Source organism: Devosia sp. P3_B2 (genome assembly GCF_056402875.1).
Genome location: NZ_JBFUGO010000011.1, coordinates 165441 through 181866, shown reverse-complemented (window position 1 = coordinate 181866; position 16426 = coordinate 165441). Strand labels below are relative to the sequence as shown.

Below are 16426 nucleotides of genomic sequence, written 5' to 3'. Positions count from 1 at the left end.
GATGTGCTCGGTGACATCAGCGCCAACTACGTGAGCGGCGACGATGGCGACAATCTGCTGGAGAAGGGCGAGACCTGGATCTACACGGCGACCGCCAAGGACCAGACCGGCAATGTCGGCGACGACATCACCAACGTGGTGACGGTGACAGGGACCGATGACGAGGGCACCGAAGCGACCGACGACGACACGGCGACGGTGACGATCACCGACGTCGCGCCCACCATTGCCATCGTCAAAACCGTCGATGCCAATGGGGACAACGTCTTCAACGACAAGGAGACAGTCCAGGCCGGCGGCGACTCGGTCACCTACATGTATCAGGTGACCAACACCAGCACGGCAAACATCGACCCGCTGACGCTGGACGACCTCGTGGACGACATGGGCAGCTTCGCCGACGTCAACCTGATGGTCGACGGCGCCTTGCAGGCCGGCGTGACCCTCGTGAAGTCCGGAGGCGATCAGGACAGCCTGCTCGAAACCGGCGAGACCTGGGCGTTCAAGTACACGACCAATGTCAACATCGCCGCCGGCCAGACTCTCACCAACACGGCCACCGTCAGCGCTGTCGACGACGACGGCTCGACGGCGTCTGCATCCGATACGGCAACGGTCGAGGCTGTTGCCGGCCCGGGTGTCCGCACTCCCGGTTTCTGGGGCAATCTGGGCAAGATGTTCTGGGACGGAACAGCGGGCAACGAGACGAAGTCCGGTTCGAACTTCGCTTCGGGCGAGCTGGTCTACAAGGTGGACTCGAACAACGACGGCGCCAAGGACAACACCGCCGGCCTGTTGATCGGCGACTACAGCAAGGATGGCATCACCAACAATGGTGAGGACACATTCTTCATCTCCCTGGCCGACGCCCTCAAGGTCATCAACTCGTCCACCAAGGACCAGCAAGACACCCGCTTCGTGCTGGCGAGGGACGCTGTCGCGACCTGGCTCAACTACCTGGCCGGCAATCCGATCGGCGATGCCTCGGATCCGAACAGCCCGCACAAGTACCTCGACCAGGCAATCGACTGGCTGCAGGTCACCAATGGTGGCAATGCCGGCTCGAGTTGGGAGAACTGGGGCGGCGGTTCGGCCGTCAAGGCAGGTGGCGGGACCATCTGGAACAACGCGTCCAACACGGAGAACGCCACGGCCGGCAACGAGCTGTCGGGTGATACGATCCACTCCGAGCTCGATTTCTTCAACAATACCGGCATGACGTTCCTGGGCGTGAATACCTTCGTTTATGCCAATGACGGCGGTTGAGTGGGGCAACCGCTAGGAACAAGGCTGACTGCCCGCGCAAGTGGGCAGTCAGCCGGTGAACCGCGATCATGGCAACAAAACCAAAAAGCGATGAGATCCGCCGGGTAATGGCGGCGTGCCGCGGCTACTTCCAGGCCGCCGCCTTGTTCAGCCTCGCAACCAACGTGCTGTACCTAGCTGGCCCGATCTACATGTTGCAGGTCTATGACCGGGTCGTTTCCTCCGGCAGCGTGACGACGCTGGTCATGCTCACCGTCGCGCTGGCCCTGGCCTTCATCGCCCTCGCCGGACTGGACGTGGTTCGCGCTCGCATCCTGACCCGCGCGAGCGTGCGGCTCGACACCATGCTGGCGAGCCGGGTGGTCGCCGCCAGCGTCGACCTGCAGGGGGGCTCGGCATCCAGCAGCCAGCCGCTGCGGGACTTCGACAGCGTTCGCCAGTTCATAACCGGCAGTGGCATCCACGCGATCCTCGACCTGCCGTGGGCGCCCATCTACATCGCGGTCATCTTCTTGCTCCATCCATGGCTCGGCTTCTTCGCCCTGGGATCGGCGCTCGCTCTGATCGCGCTTGCTCTGGTGACCGAATGGCTGGTTCGCGCACCCATGAGCGAATCCAACGCGGCGGCGTCGAGAAACTACGCCTTCACCGAGATGAGCCTGCGCAACTCCGAAGTGGTTCGCGCCATGGGCATGATCGGTGGGCTCCTCAATCGCTGGAGCAGGGATCGCAACAGGGTACTCGACCGCCAGGTGACCGCCAGCGACCGCGCGGCCACCATGCAGAGCTTCGTCAAGTTCGTTCGCCTGTCGATGCAATCGGTAATCCTGGGACTGGGGGCCTATCTCGTCATCGAGCGGCTCGCCACGGCGGGCGTGATGTTCGCCGCCTCAATCCTGCTGAGCCGCGCGCTGCAGCCCGTAGAGCAGACGGTGGGCCAATGGCGCGGCCTCGTTTCTGCGCACGGCGCATGGCAGCGGGTGCGGGACCTGCTGATCGCGTACCCCGGCTCCGAGCGCACCACCGCCCTGCCTCGACCGCAGGGCAGGTTGGCCGTCGAGGGCCTGCTTTACATCCCACAGGGCAGTCCCCGGCCAATCCTGCGCAACGTCACTTTCAGTCTCGAGCCCGGCGAGTCCATCGGCATCATCGGCCCTTCCGGGGCCGGCAAGTCCACTCTGGCGCGCCAAATGGTTGGTGTGCTGCGTCCGAGTGCCGGCGCCGTCCGCCTCGACAGCGCCGATGTCACCACCTGGCTGGCGGGCCAGCACATTGGTTATCTGCCGCAGGACATCGAGCTGTTCTCCGACACCGTTGCCGCAAATATCGGACGTTTCGCCACTGAGGCGGACGACCGGATTGTCGAAGCTGCAAAGCTCGCCGGCGTACATGACATGATCCTGCGCCTGCCCGCTGGCTATGACACCGAGATTGGCGGAGGCGGCGTGGTGCTCTCGGGCGGCTTCCGGCAGCGGGTCGCCCTCGCTCGCGCTGTCTTTGGCAATCCGAGCCTGGTGCTCCTCGACGAGCCCGGCTCCAACCTCGATACCGAGGGGGACCAGGCGCTGGCCGAATGCGTTGCCCAGCTCAAGCGGCGAGGGACGACCGTCGTCATCATCTCGCATCGTGCTGCCTCGCTCGCAACGGTCGACAAGATACTGGTCCTGCGCGATGGCGCCGTGGAGGTGTTCAGCGAACGAAGCGAATTCCTGCGTCGGCTGAACGTGCCAGCGACCACGGCACTGCCCAGGGAAGAGGGGGCTGCCGAGACGGCAGCGACCGGCTGATGTCGCAAGCTTTCGCCAGCCTCCCGCCGCCAGCTGCCATGCGCTCCAATCCGGGGCAAAACAGCGATTCCGCAGCCGGGCCGATCCGGGCGGGGTTTGTCATCCTGACGCTGTTCTTTGGCGGCCTGGGCGGCTGGGCCGCCCTTGCGCCGCTCAACGCAGCGGTGGTCGGCGAGGCGGTCGTCAAGGTCGAAGGCAACAGGAAAAGCGTGCAGCATCCAGATGGCGGCGTCGTCAAGGAACTGCGGTTTCGCGATGGCGACACCGTTGCGGCCGGCGACGTGCTGATCGTCCTCGATGACACGGCCACGCGCGCCGAGCTCGACATCCTGCAGCAGCAGACGATCAATCTGCGGGCCATGCAGTCCCGCCTCCTGGCCGAGCGGGACGCCGCACCGACAATCGCCTTCCCGCCGGAACTCACCGAAGCAACCGCCGGCGCCGCGATGGACAACCAGCAGCGCGAGTTCGAGAGCCGCCGCGCCGCCATTGAGGGCCAGACACGCATACTCGGTGAACGCCGCTCGCAACTGAGCGCACAGATCACCGGCAGCGAGTCACAGGCGCAGGCGCTGCGCGACCAGCTGGACTCGGTAGTGACCGAACGCGCCAAGCTGCAGGAGCTTTACGACAACGGTCTCATCGAGCAGCCGCGCCTGTTGCAGCTCGATCGGACGGCCAAGGGCATCGAGGGACAGATCGCCTCCCTGGAAGCGACGGTCGCATCCAACCTGCGGGCGATCGAGGAGAATGCCCAGCAGGTCTCGCAACTCTCACGCGACCGGCTCGCCGAGGTCACCCAGCAGCTCTCCGAGGTGCAGTCCAAGCTTCTCGATCTCGCTCCTCGCCAGCACGCGGCCGCGACCGCGCTGGCAAGGACGCAGGTGCGTGCCCCCTATGCCGGTCGCATCGTCGATCTTGCCGTCTTCTCGGTAGGTGGGGTGATCGCCGCGGGCGAGCGCCTGCTCGATATCGTACCCGAAGAACGATCGCTGATCGTCGAGGCGAAGATACGCGTCGAGGACATCGCCGACATCGCCCCCGGGATGCGCGCCGAAGTTCACTTCATCTCCTACAAGCAACGGATCACTCCGCTGATCCACGGCAATGTCACCGACATCTCGGCCGACCGGCTGACCGATGCGCGGACCCAGGTGCCGTACTATGTCGCCCGCGTGGCGGTCGATGCGAACGAACTCGCCGAAAGCCCAGAGATTCAGCTCTATCCCGGCATGCCGGCAGCAGTGATGATCACCACCAAGGAGCGCACGGCGCTCGACTATATCGTGGGGCCACTGTTTGCGTCGCTCGACCAGTCATTCCGCGAGCGCTAGCGCGCAACACAAGACGCGCCGGACAAAAAAGGGACGGCAGGAGAGGTTTGATTCTCCTGCCGCCTTGCAATTCTCCTATGTCCTTTCGGACGAATTTGAACTGCAGCACCACAACGCGGCGCGCCCCGGATGGTTCCTGCGTTTTCGACGGGGAACCCGCCCTCACGCCTTAGTGAACCGGTGAGGCTGCGATCGAGGGCACTGCGGTACCGGAAAACCTGGAACGAATGCGGACATCGATCATTGCACTCCGTCATAGGAGCCGCGCCGGTTCCGCGGCCAGGGAGCACGCACCATGTCGCTCACCATCAGCAGTCCGGCCTTCACCGAAGGCGCGACCGTCCCCAGGAAATACACCCGCGACGGCGAGAACCAGTTGCCGCCGCTGACATGGACCGGCGCCCCGGAAAACACGCGCAGTTTCGCCCTCGTTGTCGAGGACCCGGATGCGCCGAGCGGCACCTTCCGCCACTTCGCAGTCTACAACATCCCTGCCAACCAGGATCACCTGCCCGAGAGCATCGATGGCGGAACCGATCACGCCTTGCGCTACGGCCGGAACGATTTCGGCAATGCCGGCTACGACGGACCGGCACCGCCGAAGGGGCACGGGGTGCATCACTATCATTTCCGACTCACCGCGCTCGATGTGCCCACCCTCGCCATTCCTGCCGATTTCGATGCCGAAGCAGTCTGGCGCGAGGCTCGCAAGCACGCCATCGAGGAAGCCGACCTCGTCGGCACCTACGAGCGCTGACATCTGCCGCGCTCTGTCCGATGCGTGGCTGATAATGCAGTTCATCCGGCCGAAAAGCGCAACCTAGCGCCCGCGCAGTCGTTGATTTTCATCAAGTCGGGAGAGCGAAATGGCCCAGTACCAACCTCAGGAACTCGCGAACAAGTTCGGCATCTCGCGCGCCAGGGCCGCAGCGATCATCGGCGAGGCCGGCGATAGCCGGGAACGCGCAGAGACCGGTGCGGAGATGCTTGCCGAGCAGATCGACGACAACCAGGACGATTTCGGCCGCGATCTCAACGATCACGGCAACCGCATCGGCGACAAGGCGACCGTCGACAAAACCGCCGAGGTCCGCCAGAAGCCGCAGCCGCATTCCTAGGCGCCCCGAGTCACCCGCTAGGACGCGACGGCCTTCGTGTTACGCGCCGCTATCGAGGCCGCGATGGCCTGCATCATGGGTTCGTCGACCGTGATGCCGATGGCGCGTAGCGCGAGGACGATAGCGCCCACCGACCCGTCGCCGGCGAGGCGGATGTCGGGGAAGTGCCCGGCGGCCCTGATCACCTCGCCGACTGCTGCGGGTAGCCCCTTGAGATGCGGAATGATGCCGCCGCCGAGCGCGACCGGCCCGGGCATTTGCGGATCGAATATCATCTTGAAGTCGGCGAGCAGGTAGCGTTCGGCCTGGGCGAGCAGCCGATCGGCGACCGCATCGCCACGGTGCGCGATGACCAGCGGAGCGAAGCGTGCCAATTCGATCGGCCTGATCGAGTAGACCGCGTCGATGAACAGCCGCAGTGGCACAGCCCGGCCGTCGGGCGCCTGCTCATCGGACCAGGGAATGTTGAACGCCTCGAGCATGGCGGCCGAAAGGGAGGTCTTTTCACCTCGACCCTCGAGCGCCGCGGCGACGGCAATGGCAGCATGGTGGCCGAGCCAGTACCCCGAGCCGAGATCACCCACCAGCCAGCCCGCTGCGTCGACCACCCCTTCGATGACGCCGCCGCGCAGCCGCACTCCACCGGCGCCCGTACCGCAGACGAGGCAATAGCCATCCGCCGCGGCGGTGACCGAGGCGAACATCGCTGCGAGGTCGGCCCCGAAAACCAGCGGACCACTCAGCCCCAGTCCCCGGAACGCCTCCTCGAGGCGGCTTTGCGCCACGCGGACGCGCGGACCAGCGAGTGCGATCAGGGCCACTGCGATGTCGAATGGGCCGTTCCCCGCATCGGCTACGGCCGCCTCGACGGCCGAAATGATGGCCGACGCCGCCTGTTCCGGCGTGTTCGAAGCCGGGTTACCGCCCAGATTGCGGCCCTGGCCGAGGCAGCGGCCGGTCTCGTCGACAAGTGAGGCGCGCGAGGTTGATCCACCGACATCGATGGCCAGCAAAACCCTGCTCATGGCGTCAACGGCCCGCTTGCAAACGCCAAACTTGCTGGATAAGAATTGTTTTCACTCACTCGCAGGCCTTCTTGAGAGCAATTTTCAGAGCAAGGGTTCGCTAGCATAGATGACCGCCGCCGCAAAGACGTTCAGCGTTCTGGATCGCATCGAGACCTTACAGTCTCAGATGCCGGCGACGATGACCAAAATCGCAGCTGTCCTCGCTGACGATCCGACCGCTCCGCTGAGCCTCTCGATCACCGAACTCGCCGAGCGTGCCGGCACCTCCGCCGCCAGCGTAACTCGGTTCTGCCGGACCATCGGCTATACCGGCTATGCCCAGTTGCGTGTCGCCATCGCCGAGGATGTCGGTCGCGGCGGGGCGCAGGCCGCCTGGATCGCCGACATCGGTCGCTCCTTCGGCCCGCACGATGCCCCCGATGACATCCGGCGGGCGCTGCTCAACACCCACGTGCTGTCGCTGCAGACCACCTCCGGCCTCCTCGACATGCCCACCGCGATGCGCGTGGCCGACACCATCGTGAAGTCGCGCCATGTCGACGTCTATGGCGTCGGCGGCAGCGCGCTGACCGCGCTGGAGACGGAGTCGCGGCTCTATCGCATCGGCATCAACGTTCACGCCTGGGCCGAGGTGCATAACGGGCTGACCAGTGCCGCCATCCTCGACAAGAAATGCGTGGCGATCGGCATTTCCAACACCGGCCGCACCGAAGAGACCATTGAGATGCTGACGCTCGCCAAGACCACGGGCGCCTACGCGGTGGCGATCACCGGCAACCCGGACTCGCCGCTGGCGCGGGTCGCCGACGAGGTGCTGATCGCGGCTTCGCCCGATGGCTACCTGCAGCCCGCCGACCTCTCGGCGCGGCATTGCCAGCTGTTCGTGGTGGACCTGCTCTACCTGCTGATTGCGCAGTCCAACTTCGACCGCACCACGCGGCTTCTCGCCGCCTCTGGCGCTGCCGTTGCACCCCGACGCCGCCCGCTGCGCGGCGCGCCTTCGTTCCGGCCGGCCACGCGCGGCCCGGCCAACCAGTTGTCCTGAAACCGAGTTTATTATGACCGATTTGACGACCCAGTTCCTGCATGAAGTCACGAGCCGCCTCGAGCGCCTGGCGGCGGCCAAGGGGCCGATCGACGACGCGATCGCCCTGATCACCGACGCGGTGGCGGCCGGCGGCGTGGTGCAGGCTTTCGGCACCGGCCACTCGGAGGCCTTTGCGATGGAGATCGCCGGTCGCGCCGGCGGCCTGATCGCCGCCAACCGCATCCCGCTGCGCGCCCTGGTGCTGCGCGGCGGCAGGGACATCTCGATCCTCGGTGGCGCTGCGCTGGAGCGTGACCCCAACGTCGCCGAGAACCTCTTGTCGCTCTACGACATTGACCAGAATGACATCTTCATCATCGCCTCCAACTCGGGCGTCAACGGCTCGATCGTCGGCCTGGCGCTCGCTGCCAAGGCGCGCGGTCACAAGCTGATCGCCGTCACCAGCCTCGAGCACACCAACCGCGTCACGCCCAAGCATCCGAGCGGCAAGCGGCTGAGCGAAGTGGCCGACATCGTCATCGACAACCTGGCACCCTTCGGCGACAGTACCCTGGAACTGGAGGGTGGCATGGGCGTAGGCGCAGTCTCCTCGATCACGGCAGCCTTCATCGCGCAGCGCATCACCATCGGCGTAGCGCAGTCGCTGCAGCAGCGCGGCAAGAAGCCGCCTCTCTACATTTCGGCAAATATCCCCGGGGGCGACGAGCACAACCGCGCCCTCGAAGATCTTTACGGCAAACGGATCCGCGGGGAATCCTGAGGGATTGCGGCTCGTTTGGCGTGAGGCCTAACGACTAAAATACTTGGAGAAGGGAAGGAACTAAATGTTCAAGAAAACTATCGATCGCCGTAGCTTTTTGCTCGGCACGACGGCCCTGGCGGCGGCAGCGCCGTTCGGCGGGCTGCTGGGTTCGACCAGCGCGCTCGCTCAGGATGCCGCCAACCCGTTCGGCCTGGCCGACGGCTCGGCCGTTGACGCCGTGATTTTCAACGGCGGCTACGGCATTGACTATGTCGAGTTCGCTGCCGCCCTCGTGCAGAAGAACCACCCGACCGTCACCGTGAAGGTGTCCCCGTCGACCCAGATCGCTCAGGAACTGCAGCCGCGCTTCCTTGGCGGCAACCCGCCTGACCTGATCGACAACTCCGGCGCTCAGGCCATCGGCTTTGCGGCCATCATCGACCAGCTCGAAGACATGAACTCGGTGCTCGACGCTCCGAGCCTCGAAGGCGTCAAGATCCGCGACACCCTGGTGGGTGGCGTCGAGAAGCCGGGCACCTTCGGCGACAAGTTCATCGCGCTCAACTACGTGATGACCGTCTACGGCATCTGGTATTCGGCTCAGCTGTTCGAAGACAATGGCTGGACCCCGCCGACCACCTGGGCCGAAGCCATCGAGCTCGGCAAGAAGGCCAAGGAAAAGAACCTCTACCTGTTCGGTTGGGGCAAGGAAGCCGCCACCTACTACCGCACGACCGCGGTCGCTTCGGCGATCAAGGCCGGCGGCGACGAGGTGCGTCTCGCCGTCGACAACTTCACTCCGGGCTTCTGGTCGCATCCGGCGTTCCAGTCGGTCTTCACCTCGCTCTATGAGATCATCCAGGGCGGCATGATGAAGCCGGGTGGCGCTGGTACCCAGTTCACCGCTGCCCAGGCGCAGTGGTCGAACGACCAGTCGTTCCTCCTCTACCCCTCGGGCTCGTGGATCGAGAACGAGATGAAGCCGGCGACCAAGGAAGGTTTCCGGATGACCGGTATGCCGGAACTGTCGATCGACGAGAACGACAAGCTGCCCAAGACGGCTCTCCACGCCACGGCGGGCGAGCCCTTCATCATCCCGCTCGGGGCTCTCAACCTTGCCGGTGGCAAGGAACTGCTCCGCACGATGCTCTCGAAGGAAGCCGCGACGAACTTTGCCAAGACCAAGCTCGCTCCGACCATCGTCAAGGACACCGTTCCTGCCGACGGTTTCGGTTCGACCGCTCTGGTCTCGCAGAGCAAGCTCCTGGCCGACGCCGGCAACGACGTCTTCACCTGGAACTCGTTCGATCTCTACGGCACGAACCAGGACGAACTCGTCGTCTGGAACAGCTTCCTCGATGGCAAGCTCGACGTGGCGGCCTTCACCGCTGCGTTGCAGGCGATCACTGACGCCGTGTACAATGATGCCTCTGTCACGAAAGTCGAAGTGAAGTGATGGAAGGCACGATGGCGAGCGCACCGGTCACGACGACAACCCGCCGGTGGAAACTACCAAGCCTCGAGAACAGCGGCTTCGCGCTGGTGTTCCTCGGACTTCCGCTGGCGATCTACGTGATCTTCGTGATCTCGCCATTCGTGCAGGCCTTCTACTACTCGATGACTGATTGGTCAGGCTTCTCGAAGAAGATGAACTTCGTGGGCCTGACCAACTATCTCACCTTGCTGAGCGACCCGGTTTTCACCAAGGCCGTCTACAACTCCATTGTGCTGGTCCTGGTCCTGCCGCCGCTCGTCATCATCCTGTCGGTGACGCTGGCCACGCTGGTGACCATTGGCGGCGTGACCCGCGGGCAAATCCAGGGTCTCAAGCATTCCGGCATCTACCGGGTCATTTCGTTCTTCCCCTACACCGTCCCGGCGATCGTCATCGGCATCCTCTGGGCGCAGATGTATGACCCCTCCAGCGGCCTCTTGAACGGCATTCTGACGGCGCTGGGGTTCGATTTCTTCAAGTCGTTCGCCTGGCTGGGCGACGAGCGGACCGCCATGGGCGCTTCGATCTTCGTCATCGCCTGGTCGATGGTCGGCTTCTACATGGTGCTGTTCATCGCAGCGATCAAAGGCATTCCGGCCGAGGTCTACGAGGCCGCGCGCGTCGATGGGGCAGGGCGCTTCCGCACCGCCATTTCCGTCACCGTGCCGATGATCCGCGACAACATCCGCACCGCCTATGTCTATCTCGGCATCCTCGCGCTCGACGCCTTCGTCTACATGCAGGCGCTGAACCCGTCGGGTGGCCCTGCCAACTCCACCGTCGTCATCTCGCAGCACCTGCTGAACACGGCCTTCAAGAAGGGCAAGTTCGGCTACGCGACGTCGATGGGCGCAACCCTGGCGATCATCACGCTGGTCTTCGCGGCGCTGGTATTCCTCGTCTTCTGGTGGACCGGTCGCCCGCCCAAATCGGAGCCGGTCAGCACTTCGGTCGCGCCGCTGGTTCGCGCAGCTCCCGTCGCGACGCAGGCAAAGCCGATTGGCCAGCTCGAGCATCCGGTGGCGAAGAAGACGATCTGGACGGACAAGACCGTCGCCACGATTTCGCACGTCGCCCTGATCGCCTGGGTCGTCATCATCTGCGCGCCCTTGCTCTGGGTGCTGATGAGCTCGTTCAAGACCACCCAGCAGATCTTCGGGTCGCCCTTCACGCTGCCCACCAGCTTCAACTTCGACAACTACGTGTCGGCGTGGACCACGGCGAGCATCGGTACCTATTTCGTCAACACGGTCATCGTCGTCGGCTGTGCGCTCGCCATCGTCATGCTGCTTGGCTCCATGTGCGCCTATTACCTGGCGCGCTACGAGTTCAAAGGCAGCAAGATCATCTACTACCTGATGCTGGCCGGGCTGACGTTCCCGATCTTCCTCGCCGTGGTGCCACTGTTCCAGACGCTCAGGAGCTTTGGCCTGCTGAACACCTTCCCCGGCCTGATCATCACCTATGTGGCGTTCGCGCTGCCGTTCACGGTGTTCTTCCTCTACGCCTTCTTCCGCACCTTGCCGCAGGAGATTGCCGAGGCGGCGATGATCGATGGCGCCGGTCCGTGGCGCATCTTCTTCACCATCATGCTGCCAATGGCGAAGCCAGGCATCGCGTCGGTGGCGATCTTCAACTTCCTCGGCCTTTGGAACCAGTTCCTGCTGCCGATCGCGCTCAACACCAACACCGCCAACTACGTGCTGAGCCAGGGCATGGCGTCGTTCGCCTCGCAGGCGGGCTACGCGGTCAACTTCGGAGCCCTGTTCGCCGCCGTCGTGATCACCGTGCTGCCGGTGCTGGTGACCTACATCATCTTCCAGCGCCAGCTGCAGGGTTCGGTGCAAACCGGCATGCTGAAATAGCTCAGCCCAAACGCTATTGCGCCGCGCATCCGTGCGCGGCGTGAGGGCTCGGTGGTTAAGCTCGTGCGATCACAGCCGCTTGCATGAGCTGCCCGGCACGAACTTCGGCGCCAGGACGAAGTCCTGAACCGGATCGGCGGCGCCTTCCGGGCTCATGCGATGGAGGATCCGGCGGGCGATGATGCCGCCCAGCTTCATCGTGTCCTGGATCACCATGGTGATCCGCGGGGTGATCACGCTGCTCCACTGCACGTCGTCGATCATCGCCAGCGAAATGTCGTCCGGGCAGTTGAAGCCAAGCTCCTGCATCGCCTGCAGCGCCGCGAGGGACACCGCATTGTTGGCGCCGATGATCGCGGTCGGCCGCTCCGGCTGGATCAAGAGGCGCATTGCGGCCTCATAGCCGGCACCGCGGGTGAACTGGCCATCCACCACGAGATTTGGGTTCACCTCGACGCCGGCGCTCGCCATGGTATCGGTGAAGCCGCGCAGCCGCTCTGAGGCGGTGTGCATGTGCTTTGGGCCGGCGATGAAGGCAATGCGCCGATGGCCAAGCTGCAGCAGGTGCTCGGTGAGCATGGCGCCGGCCAGGTGGTTGTCCGAACCGACGAAATCCCGCTCTATGCCGGCCACCTTCTGGTCGAAGCAGACCGTCGGGATCTTCAGCCCCTGGATGAAATCCACATACTCCCGGTCGTGTCCCGACGGCGCCAGCGCCAGCCCGGCGACCTTGAGGCCGGAGAGATGTTCCACCAGTGCCCGCTCGCGGTCGGGCTTGCCGGACGAGTCCGTGATCAGCACGAAGTGGTTGTGCTCGATGGCATAGTTCTCGAGCTCGCGCCGGATATCGCCGAAGAACGGGTTACCGACATTGCCGACAACGAGGCCGATCAGGCGGCTGCGGCCTCGGGCAAGGCTCTGGGCCAGTGGATCGGCGACATAGCCCACCGCCTCGACGGCCGTGCGTATCCGCTCGAGTGTCTTCTGGCTGACGCGGCCCGGGTTGCTCAGGGCCAGCGAGACGGTCGAGACCGAGACGTCGGCCAGTCTCGCAACATCACGAATTGTGGCCATTGATTTTGTCGAACCGCTTCTATGGCTTAGCGGCACGAGCACCCAGGTGCCCGGCCCGCCCGGGAATGCCCAGATTGGTAGCATTCGCGTGCGGTTCTGCAAGGGAAATCTCAAATTCGGATAGCCGTTCGGAATGGGGTTGACTCCGCCACCATCCCAAATCAAGTTACCGATCGAACCGGTTCGATATGCATTCGATGCGAAGCCGGGATATGGGAGGAAAGATTGAATAGTACTGCGGCAACCAACGGTCGGGTCGGGTCCGAGGGCGGCAAAGCCTGGTTCACGGATGACCGTTTCGGCATGTTCATCCACTTCGGCCTGTACGCGATGGCCGCGCGGCACGAGTGGGTGCAGCACCGTGAGGAGATCCCCGCGGAGGACTACGCCAAGTACTTCGAGAACTTCGACCCCGATCTCTACGATCCGCGCGAATGGGCGCGGCGCGCCCGGGAAGCCGGGATGAAATACGTGGTGCTGACCGCCAAGCACCATGAAGGCTTCTGCCTGTGGGACAGTGCCTTCACCGACTACAAGGCGACCAATACCCCCTATGGCAAGGACCTCCTGAAGGCCTACGTCGAAGCGTTTCGCGCCGAGGGCCTCAAGGTCGGCTTCTACTATTCGCTGATCGACTGGCACCATCCGGAATTCCCGATCGACGGCATCCATCCCATGCGCAATCACCCCGATGCGCTGGAGATCAACAAGAGCCGCGACGTCCGGAAGTACGCAGCCTACATGCGCAACCAGGTCACCGAACTGCTGACCAATTTCGGCGAGATCTCCGTCATCTGGTTCGATTTCAGCTATCCCAAGCGCGAATATCGCGGCATGCCCGGCAAGGGCCGCAACGACTGGGAGAGCGAAGAGCTGATCGCGCTGGTGCGCCAGCTGCAGCCCAGCATCATCGTTGGCGACCGCCTCGACCTGCCGACGGACGGCAACCATCCCAAGGACCTCGCGACCCCCGAGCAGTATACCCCGCGCGTTGCGCCGACCTGGCAGGGCAAGCCCGTCCGCTGGGAAGTCTGCCACACCTTCAGCGGCTCGTGGGGCTACCACCGCGACGAGAGCACCTGGAAGGATCCGGGCCAGCTCATCAACCTCCTGATCGACTCCGTGGCCCTCGGCGGCAACCTCTTGATGAATGTCGGCCCCACCGCCCGCGGCACGTTCGACGTGCGAGCCGAGCAGGCGCTCGGCGTTTATCGCGACTGGATGCGGGTGAACGCCCGTTCGATCTACGGGGCAGGGCCCTCGGACTTCACCCCGCCCAATGGCTGCAAGTTCACGCAGGTTGGCGACCGGCTTTACGTCCACGTGCAGACCTGGCCGTTCCGCCACATCCATATCGATGGGCTGGGCGGCAAGGTGAAGTACGCCCAGTTCCTGCACGATGGCAGCGAGATCCACTGGCTCGACCCAAAGGCCGAGGTGGACTCCAACATCGGCGTCGCCGTCGGCAGCGGCATGCTGACGCTCGAGCTGCCGGTCATCAAGCCGGACGTCGTCGTGCCGGTGATCGAGCTGATCCTCAACACCTGAGGGCCGGCGGATGAGCTTGGAGGAAGAACTGTTCGCCACGATGACCCCGGTCATCGCGGAACTGGCGGAAAGCGGCGACGGCGCGGTGTCGCTCGGCGGATCGCGGGCCAAGCACCGCTCCGACTCGCAGTCGGACTACGACTTCCGGGTCTATGCCGATCGGTTCAAGGGCCCCGAACTGCGCCAGACCAAGGCCTGGAAGCAGTTCGACGAAGTGCTGCAGGGCTGGGAGGCCAAGGGACTGCGCCTCGACGGCGTCTGGGCCCGCAGTTACGCCGGCGTGCAGGCCGACCTCGACGCGTGGATCGCCGGCCGCGGCGCCACCAAGCACTATGAGTGGACGATCTGGGGCTACCACCTGCCCACCGATCTCGCCCACCAACAGATCATCGTCGACCCGCAGGGTATCCTGGCGGGCTGGAAGGCCCAGCTCGCCACCTACCCGGAAGCGCTGCGGGACTCGATCATCACCCAGCACCTCGAGGTGCTGCGCTACTGGGCCGCCGACTACCACTACGCCAGCAAGGTGACCCGGCGCGATCTGGTGTTCCTGGTCGGGCTCACCGGCAAGCTTGTGAATGCGATCAACCAGGTCGTGTTCGCCATCAACCGCACCTACTACCCGGGCGACGGCTGGAATCTGGCCATCGCCAAGGACTTCGCTCGGCTGCCGCCCGATTTCATCGCGCGAATGACGGCCATTCTTGAGCCGGGCGACGACTGGCAGCGCCAGCGTACCGAACTGATCGCCGTCATCGCCGATCTGGAGGTGCTGGTCGCCGAATAGGTCCGCCCCGCACGTCGCCGCGCCAAGTGAGGAGGGCGCCCTCGTGCAGGACCAAGACACACGTGCCTGAACAACCAACGACATCCCGAGGAGGAACTATCGTGAAGCTATCTCTGATCTTGGCAGCCGCCGCTCTGGTGGGCAGCTCGGCCTTCGCACTTGAGGTGCAGGCGCAGGACGCCCCCGTCAATCTCACCTGGCAGATGTGGGGTGACGAAAAGGACACCGCGCTATTCCAGAGCATCGCCGACCTCGTGACTGAGGAATATCCCAACATCAAGGTGACGCCGCAGTTCTCCGGCTGGACCGACTACTGGACCCGCCTGCCGGTGCTGGCCTCGTCCGGCCAGATCGCCGACCTCGTGGCCATGCAGTCGATGCGCATGCCGAGCTTCTATGGCGTCCTCGAGCCGCTCGATCCGTTCATCGCCGCGGACAACTTCGACAAGTCGGTGTTCGAATCTTCGATCATCAGCGGCCTGTCGCAGGATGGCGTGCAGTACGCCCTGCCTTACGACGTCGGCCCGTGGCTGGTGTTCTACAACCGCGACAAGTTCGCCGAGGCCGGGCTCGCCGAGCCCAAGCCCGACTGGACCTTCGACGACTTCAAGGCCGCCGCCGAGAAGCTCACCAGCGGCGACAATTACGGCTATGCGGTGCAGGCATTCGACTTCATTGCCCAGCCGGTCGCCCTTGGGGCCGAGTACTTCAACGATGGCAACCAGTTCGACCTGACCAACCCCGGCTACGCCGCCGCGGTGGGTAAGCTCGTCGACCTCGTAGCGGTGGCCAAGGCCTCGCCGGTCTTTGCCTCTGGCGCCGGCGCCCAGACTGGTAGCGGGCGCTTTGCCGCCGGCAACGCGGCCATGGTGATCGACGGCCCGTGGTCGCTGCTGACCACCCAGGCCTCGGTGGGCTTCAAGGTCGGTGTCGCACCGCTGCCGCGCGGCGAAGGCCCGTCGCGCTACATCACCGCCGGCTCGGGCTGGGGCATCTCGGCCGCCAGCCAGCACAAGGACGAAGCGTATAAGGCGCTCAAGGTGCTGACCGGTCCCAAGGCCGCGGAAATCCTCGCTTCGGCCGGCCGCGCGCTGCCCGGCCGCCTCGCCGAGCAGAAGTTCTGGTACGACGTGGCCGCCAAGGATATCGCCGGCGCACGCGAGACGCTGCAATATTCCTTCGAGCATTCGACCCCGTTCCGCATCAACGAAAGCTGGAACGAGTTCGAGAACCTGATCACCCAGTACATCCCGCTGGCCCTCAACGGTGACAACACCACGGACGCGGTTCTGGCCGATATCCAGAGCCAGCTGCCGTAAGCCCTGGCGCCCGGC

General features: G+C 64.5%; 14 protein-coding genes. 12 read left to right on the top strand and 2 right to left on the bottom strand.

What is annotated here, in order from left to right; translation table 11 throughout:
- From AC1DV8_RS17755 to AC1DV8_RS17735, 5 genes are all read left to right on the top strand, one after another.
- Nucleotides 1-1266 (top strand): hypothetical protein (locus tag AC1DV8_RS17755; protein ID WP_477158348.1); only part of this gene is annotated, 1266 nt, incomplete at its 5' end.
- A gap of 68 nt (nucleotides 1267-1334) precedes the next feature.
- A complete protein-coding gene (locus AC1DV8_RS17750; RefSeq protein ID WP_477158347.1) occupies nucleotides 1335-3053 on the top strand; it encodes a type I secretion system permease/ATPase in 1719 nt (572 codons plus the stop codon).
- Nucleotides 3053-4387 carry an HlyD family type I secretion periplasmic adaptor subunit gene (locus tag AC1DV8_RS17745; RefSeq protein WP_477158346.1) on the top strand — a complete coding sequence of 445 codons (1335 nt, stop codon included), beginning with the start codon at nucleotides 3053-3055 and terminating at the stop codon, nucleotides 4385-4387. Before AC1DV8_RS17750 ends, AC1DV8_RS17745 begins: the two co-directional genes overlap by 1 nt.
- Nucleotides 4388-4682: 295 nt before the next feature.
- Nucleotides 4683-5144 carry a YbhB/YbcL family Raf kinase inhibitor-like protein gene (locus AC1DV8_RS17740; RefSeq protein ID WP_477158345.1) on the top strand — a complete coding sequence of 154 codons (462 nt, stop codon included), beginning with the start codon at nucleotides 4683-4685 and terminating at the stop codon, nucleotides 5142-5144.
- A 109-nt stretch (nucleotides 5145-5253) separates the two neighbouring features.
- Nucleotides 5254-5505, top strand: a complete 252-nt coding sequence (locus AC1DV8_RS17735; protein ID WP_477150442.1) for a hypothetical protein — start codon at nucleotides 5254-5256, stop codon at nucleotides 5503-5505.
- A 17-nt stretch (nucleotides 5506-5522) separates the two neighbouring features.
- Here the strand turns inward: AC1DV8_RS17735 and AC1DV8_RS17730 are convergent, their stop codons facing one another.
- The gene (locus AC1DV8_RS17730) at nucleotides 5523-6530 is read right to left on the bottom strand and encodes an N-acetylglucosamine kinase (protein ID WP_477158344.1); all 1008 of its coding nucleotides are present in this window, start codon (nucleotides 6528-6530) and stop codon (nucleotides 5523-5525) included.
- A gap of 109 nt (nucleotides 6531-6639) precedes the next feature.
- Between AC1DV8_RS17730 and AC1DV8_RS17725 the strand changes: the two genes are divergently transcribed.
- The 4 genes from AC1DV8_RS17725 (at nucleotide 6640) to AC1DV8_RS17710 (ending at nucleotide 11683) form a co-directional block, all read left to right on the top strand.
- Complete coding sequence (locus tag AC1DV8_RS17725; protein WP_477158343.1) at nucleotides 6640-7578, top strand: MurR/RpiR family transcriptional regulator; 939 nt, start codon at nucleotides 6640-6642, stop codon at nucleotides 7576-7578.
- 13 nt (nucleotides 7579-7591) lie between these two features.
- Entirely contained in the window at nucleotides 7592-8341 is a 750-nt protein-coding gene (locus AC1DV8_RS17720) for a sugar isomerase domain-containing protein (protein ID WP_477158342.1), read from the top strand.
- A gap of 64 nt (nucleotides 8342-8405) precedes the next feature.
- Entirely contained in the window at nucleotides 8406-9779 is a 1374-nt protein-coding gene (gene ngcE / locus AC1DV8_RS17715) for an N-acetylglucosamine/diacetylchitobiose ABC transporter substrate-binding protein (protein ID WP_477150446.1), read from the top strand.
- A gap of 11 nt (nucleotides 9780-9790) precedes the next feature.
- Nucleotides 9791-11683 carry an ABC transporter permease gene (locus AC1DV8_RS17710; protein ID WP_477158341.1) on the top strand — a complete coding sequence of 631 codons (1893 nt, stop codon included), beginning with the start codon at nucleotides 9791-9793 and terminating at the stop codon, nucleotides 11681-11683.
- A 69-nt stretch (nucleotides 11684-11752) separates the two neighbouring features.
- On the opposite strand, the gene AC1DV8_RS17705 is transcribed toward AC1DV8_RS17710, so the two are convergent.
- The gene (locus tag AC1DV8_RS17705; protein ID WP_477150448.1) at nucleotides 11753-12757 is read right to left on the bottom strand and encodes a LacI family DNA-binding transcriptional regulator; all 1005 of its coding nucleotides are present in this window, start codon (nucleotides 12755-12757) and stop codon (nucleotides 11753-11755) included.
- 225 nt (nucleotides 12758-12982) lie between these two features.
- On the opposite strand from AC1DV8_RS17705, the gene AC1DV8_RS17700 reads away from it, so the two are divergent.
- From AC1DV8_RS17700 to AC1DV8_RS17690, 3 genes are all read left to right on the top strand, one after another.
- Nucleotides 12983-14305 (top strand): alpha-L-fucosidase, encoded by a 1323-nt coding sequence (locus AC1DV8_RS17700; protein WP_477158340.1) that lies wholly within the window; start codon nucleotides 12983-12985, stop codon nucleotides 14303-14305.
- 10 nt (nucleotides 14306-14315) lie between these two features.
- A complete protein-coding gene (locus AC1DV8_RS17695) occupies nucleotides 14316-15092 on the top strand; it encodes a DUF4037 domain-containing protein (protein WP_477150450.1) in 777 nt (258 codons plus the stop codon).
- Between the two features lie 101 nt (nucleotides 15093-15193).
- Nucleotides 15194-16411 (top strand): ABC transporter substrate-binding protein, encoded by a 1218-nt coding sequence (locus AC1DV8_RS17690; RefSeq protein ID WP_477158339.1) that lies wholly within the window; start codon nucleotides 15194-15196, stop codon nucleotides 16409-16411.
- Nucleotides 16412-16426 lie beyond the last annotated feature (15 nt).

Bases quoted from the DNA above. Each gene is read 5' to 3' on its own strand.
- AC1DV8_RS17750 (WP_477158347.1), top strand. From the start codon at position 1,335: ATGGCAACAAAACCAAAAAGCGATGAGATCCGCCGGGTAATGGCGGCG.
- AC1DV8_RS17745 (WP_477158346.1), top strand. From the start codon at position 3,053: ATGTCGCAAGCTTTCGCCAGCCTCCCGCCGCCAGCTGCCATGCGCTCC.
- AC1DV8_RS17740 (WP_477158345.1), top strand. From the start codon at position 4,683: ATGTCGCTCACCATCAGCAGTCCGGCCTTCACCGAAGGCGCGACCGTC.
- AC1DV8_RS17735 (WP_477150442.1), top strand. From the start codon at position 5,254: ATGGCCCAGTACCAACCTCAGGAACTCGCGAACAAGTTCGGCATCTCG.
- AC1DV8_RS17730 (WP_477158344.1), bottom strand. From the start codon at position 6,530: ATGAGCAGGGTTTTGCTGGCCATCGATGTCGGTGGATCAACCTCGCGC.
- AC1DV8_RS17725 (WP_477158343.1), top strand. From the start codon at position 6,640: ATGACCGCCGCCGCAAAGACGTTCAGCGTTCTGGATCGCATCGAGACC.
- AC1DV8_RS17720 (WP_477158342.1), top strand. From the start codon at position 7,592: ATGACCGATTTGACGACCCAGTTCCTGCATGAAGTCACGAGCCGCCTC.
- ngcE (WP_477150446.1), top strand. From the start codon at position 8,406: ATGTTCAAGAAAACTATCGATCGCCGTAGCTTTTTGCTCGGCACGACG.
- AC1DV8_RS17710 (WP_477158341.1), top strand. From the start codon at position 9,791: ATGGCGAGCGCACCGGTCACGACGACAACCCGCCGGTGGAAACTACCA.
- AC1DV8_RS17705 (WP_477150448.1), bottom strand. From the start codon at position 12,757: ATGGCCACAATTCGTGATGTTGCGAGACTGGCCGACGTCTCGGTCTCG.
- AC1DV8_RS17695 (WP_477150450.1), top strand. From the start codon at position 14,316: ATGAGCTTGGAGGAAGAACTGTTCGCCACGATGACCCCGGTCATCGCG.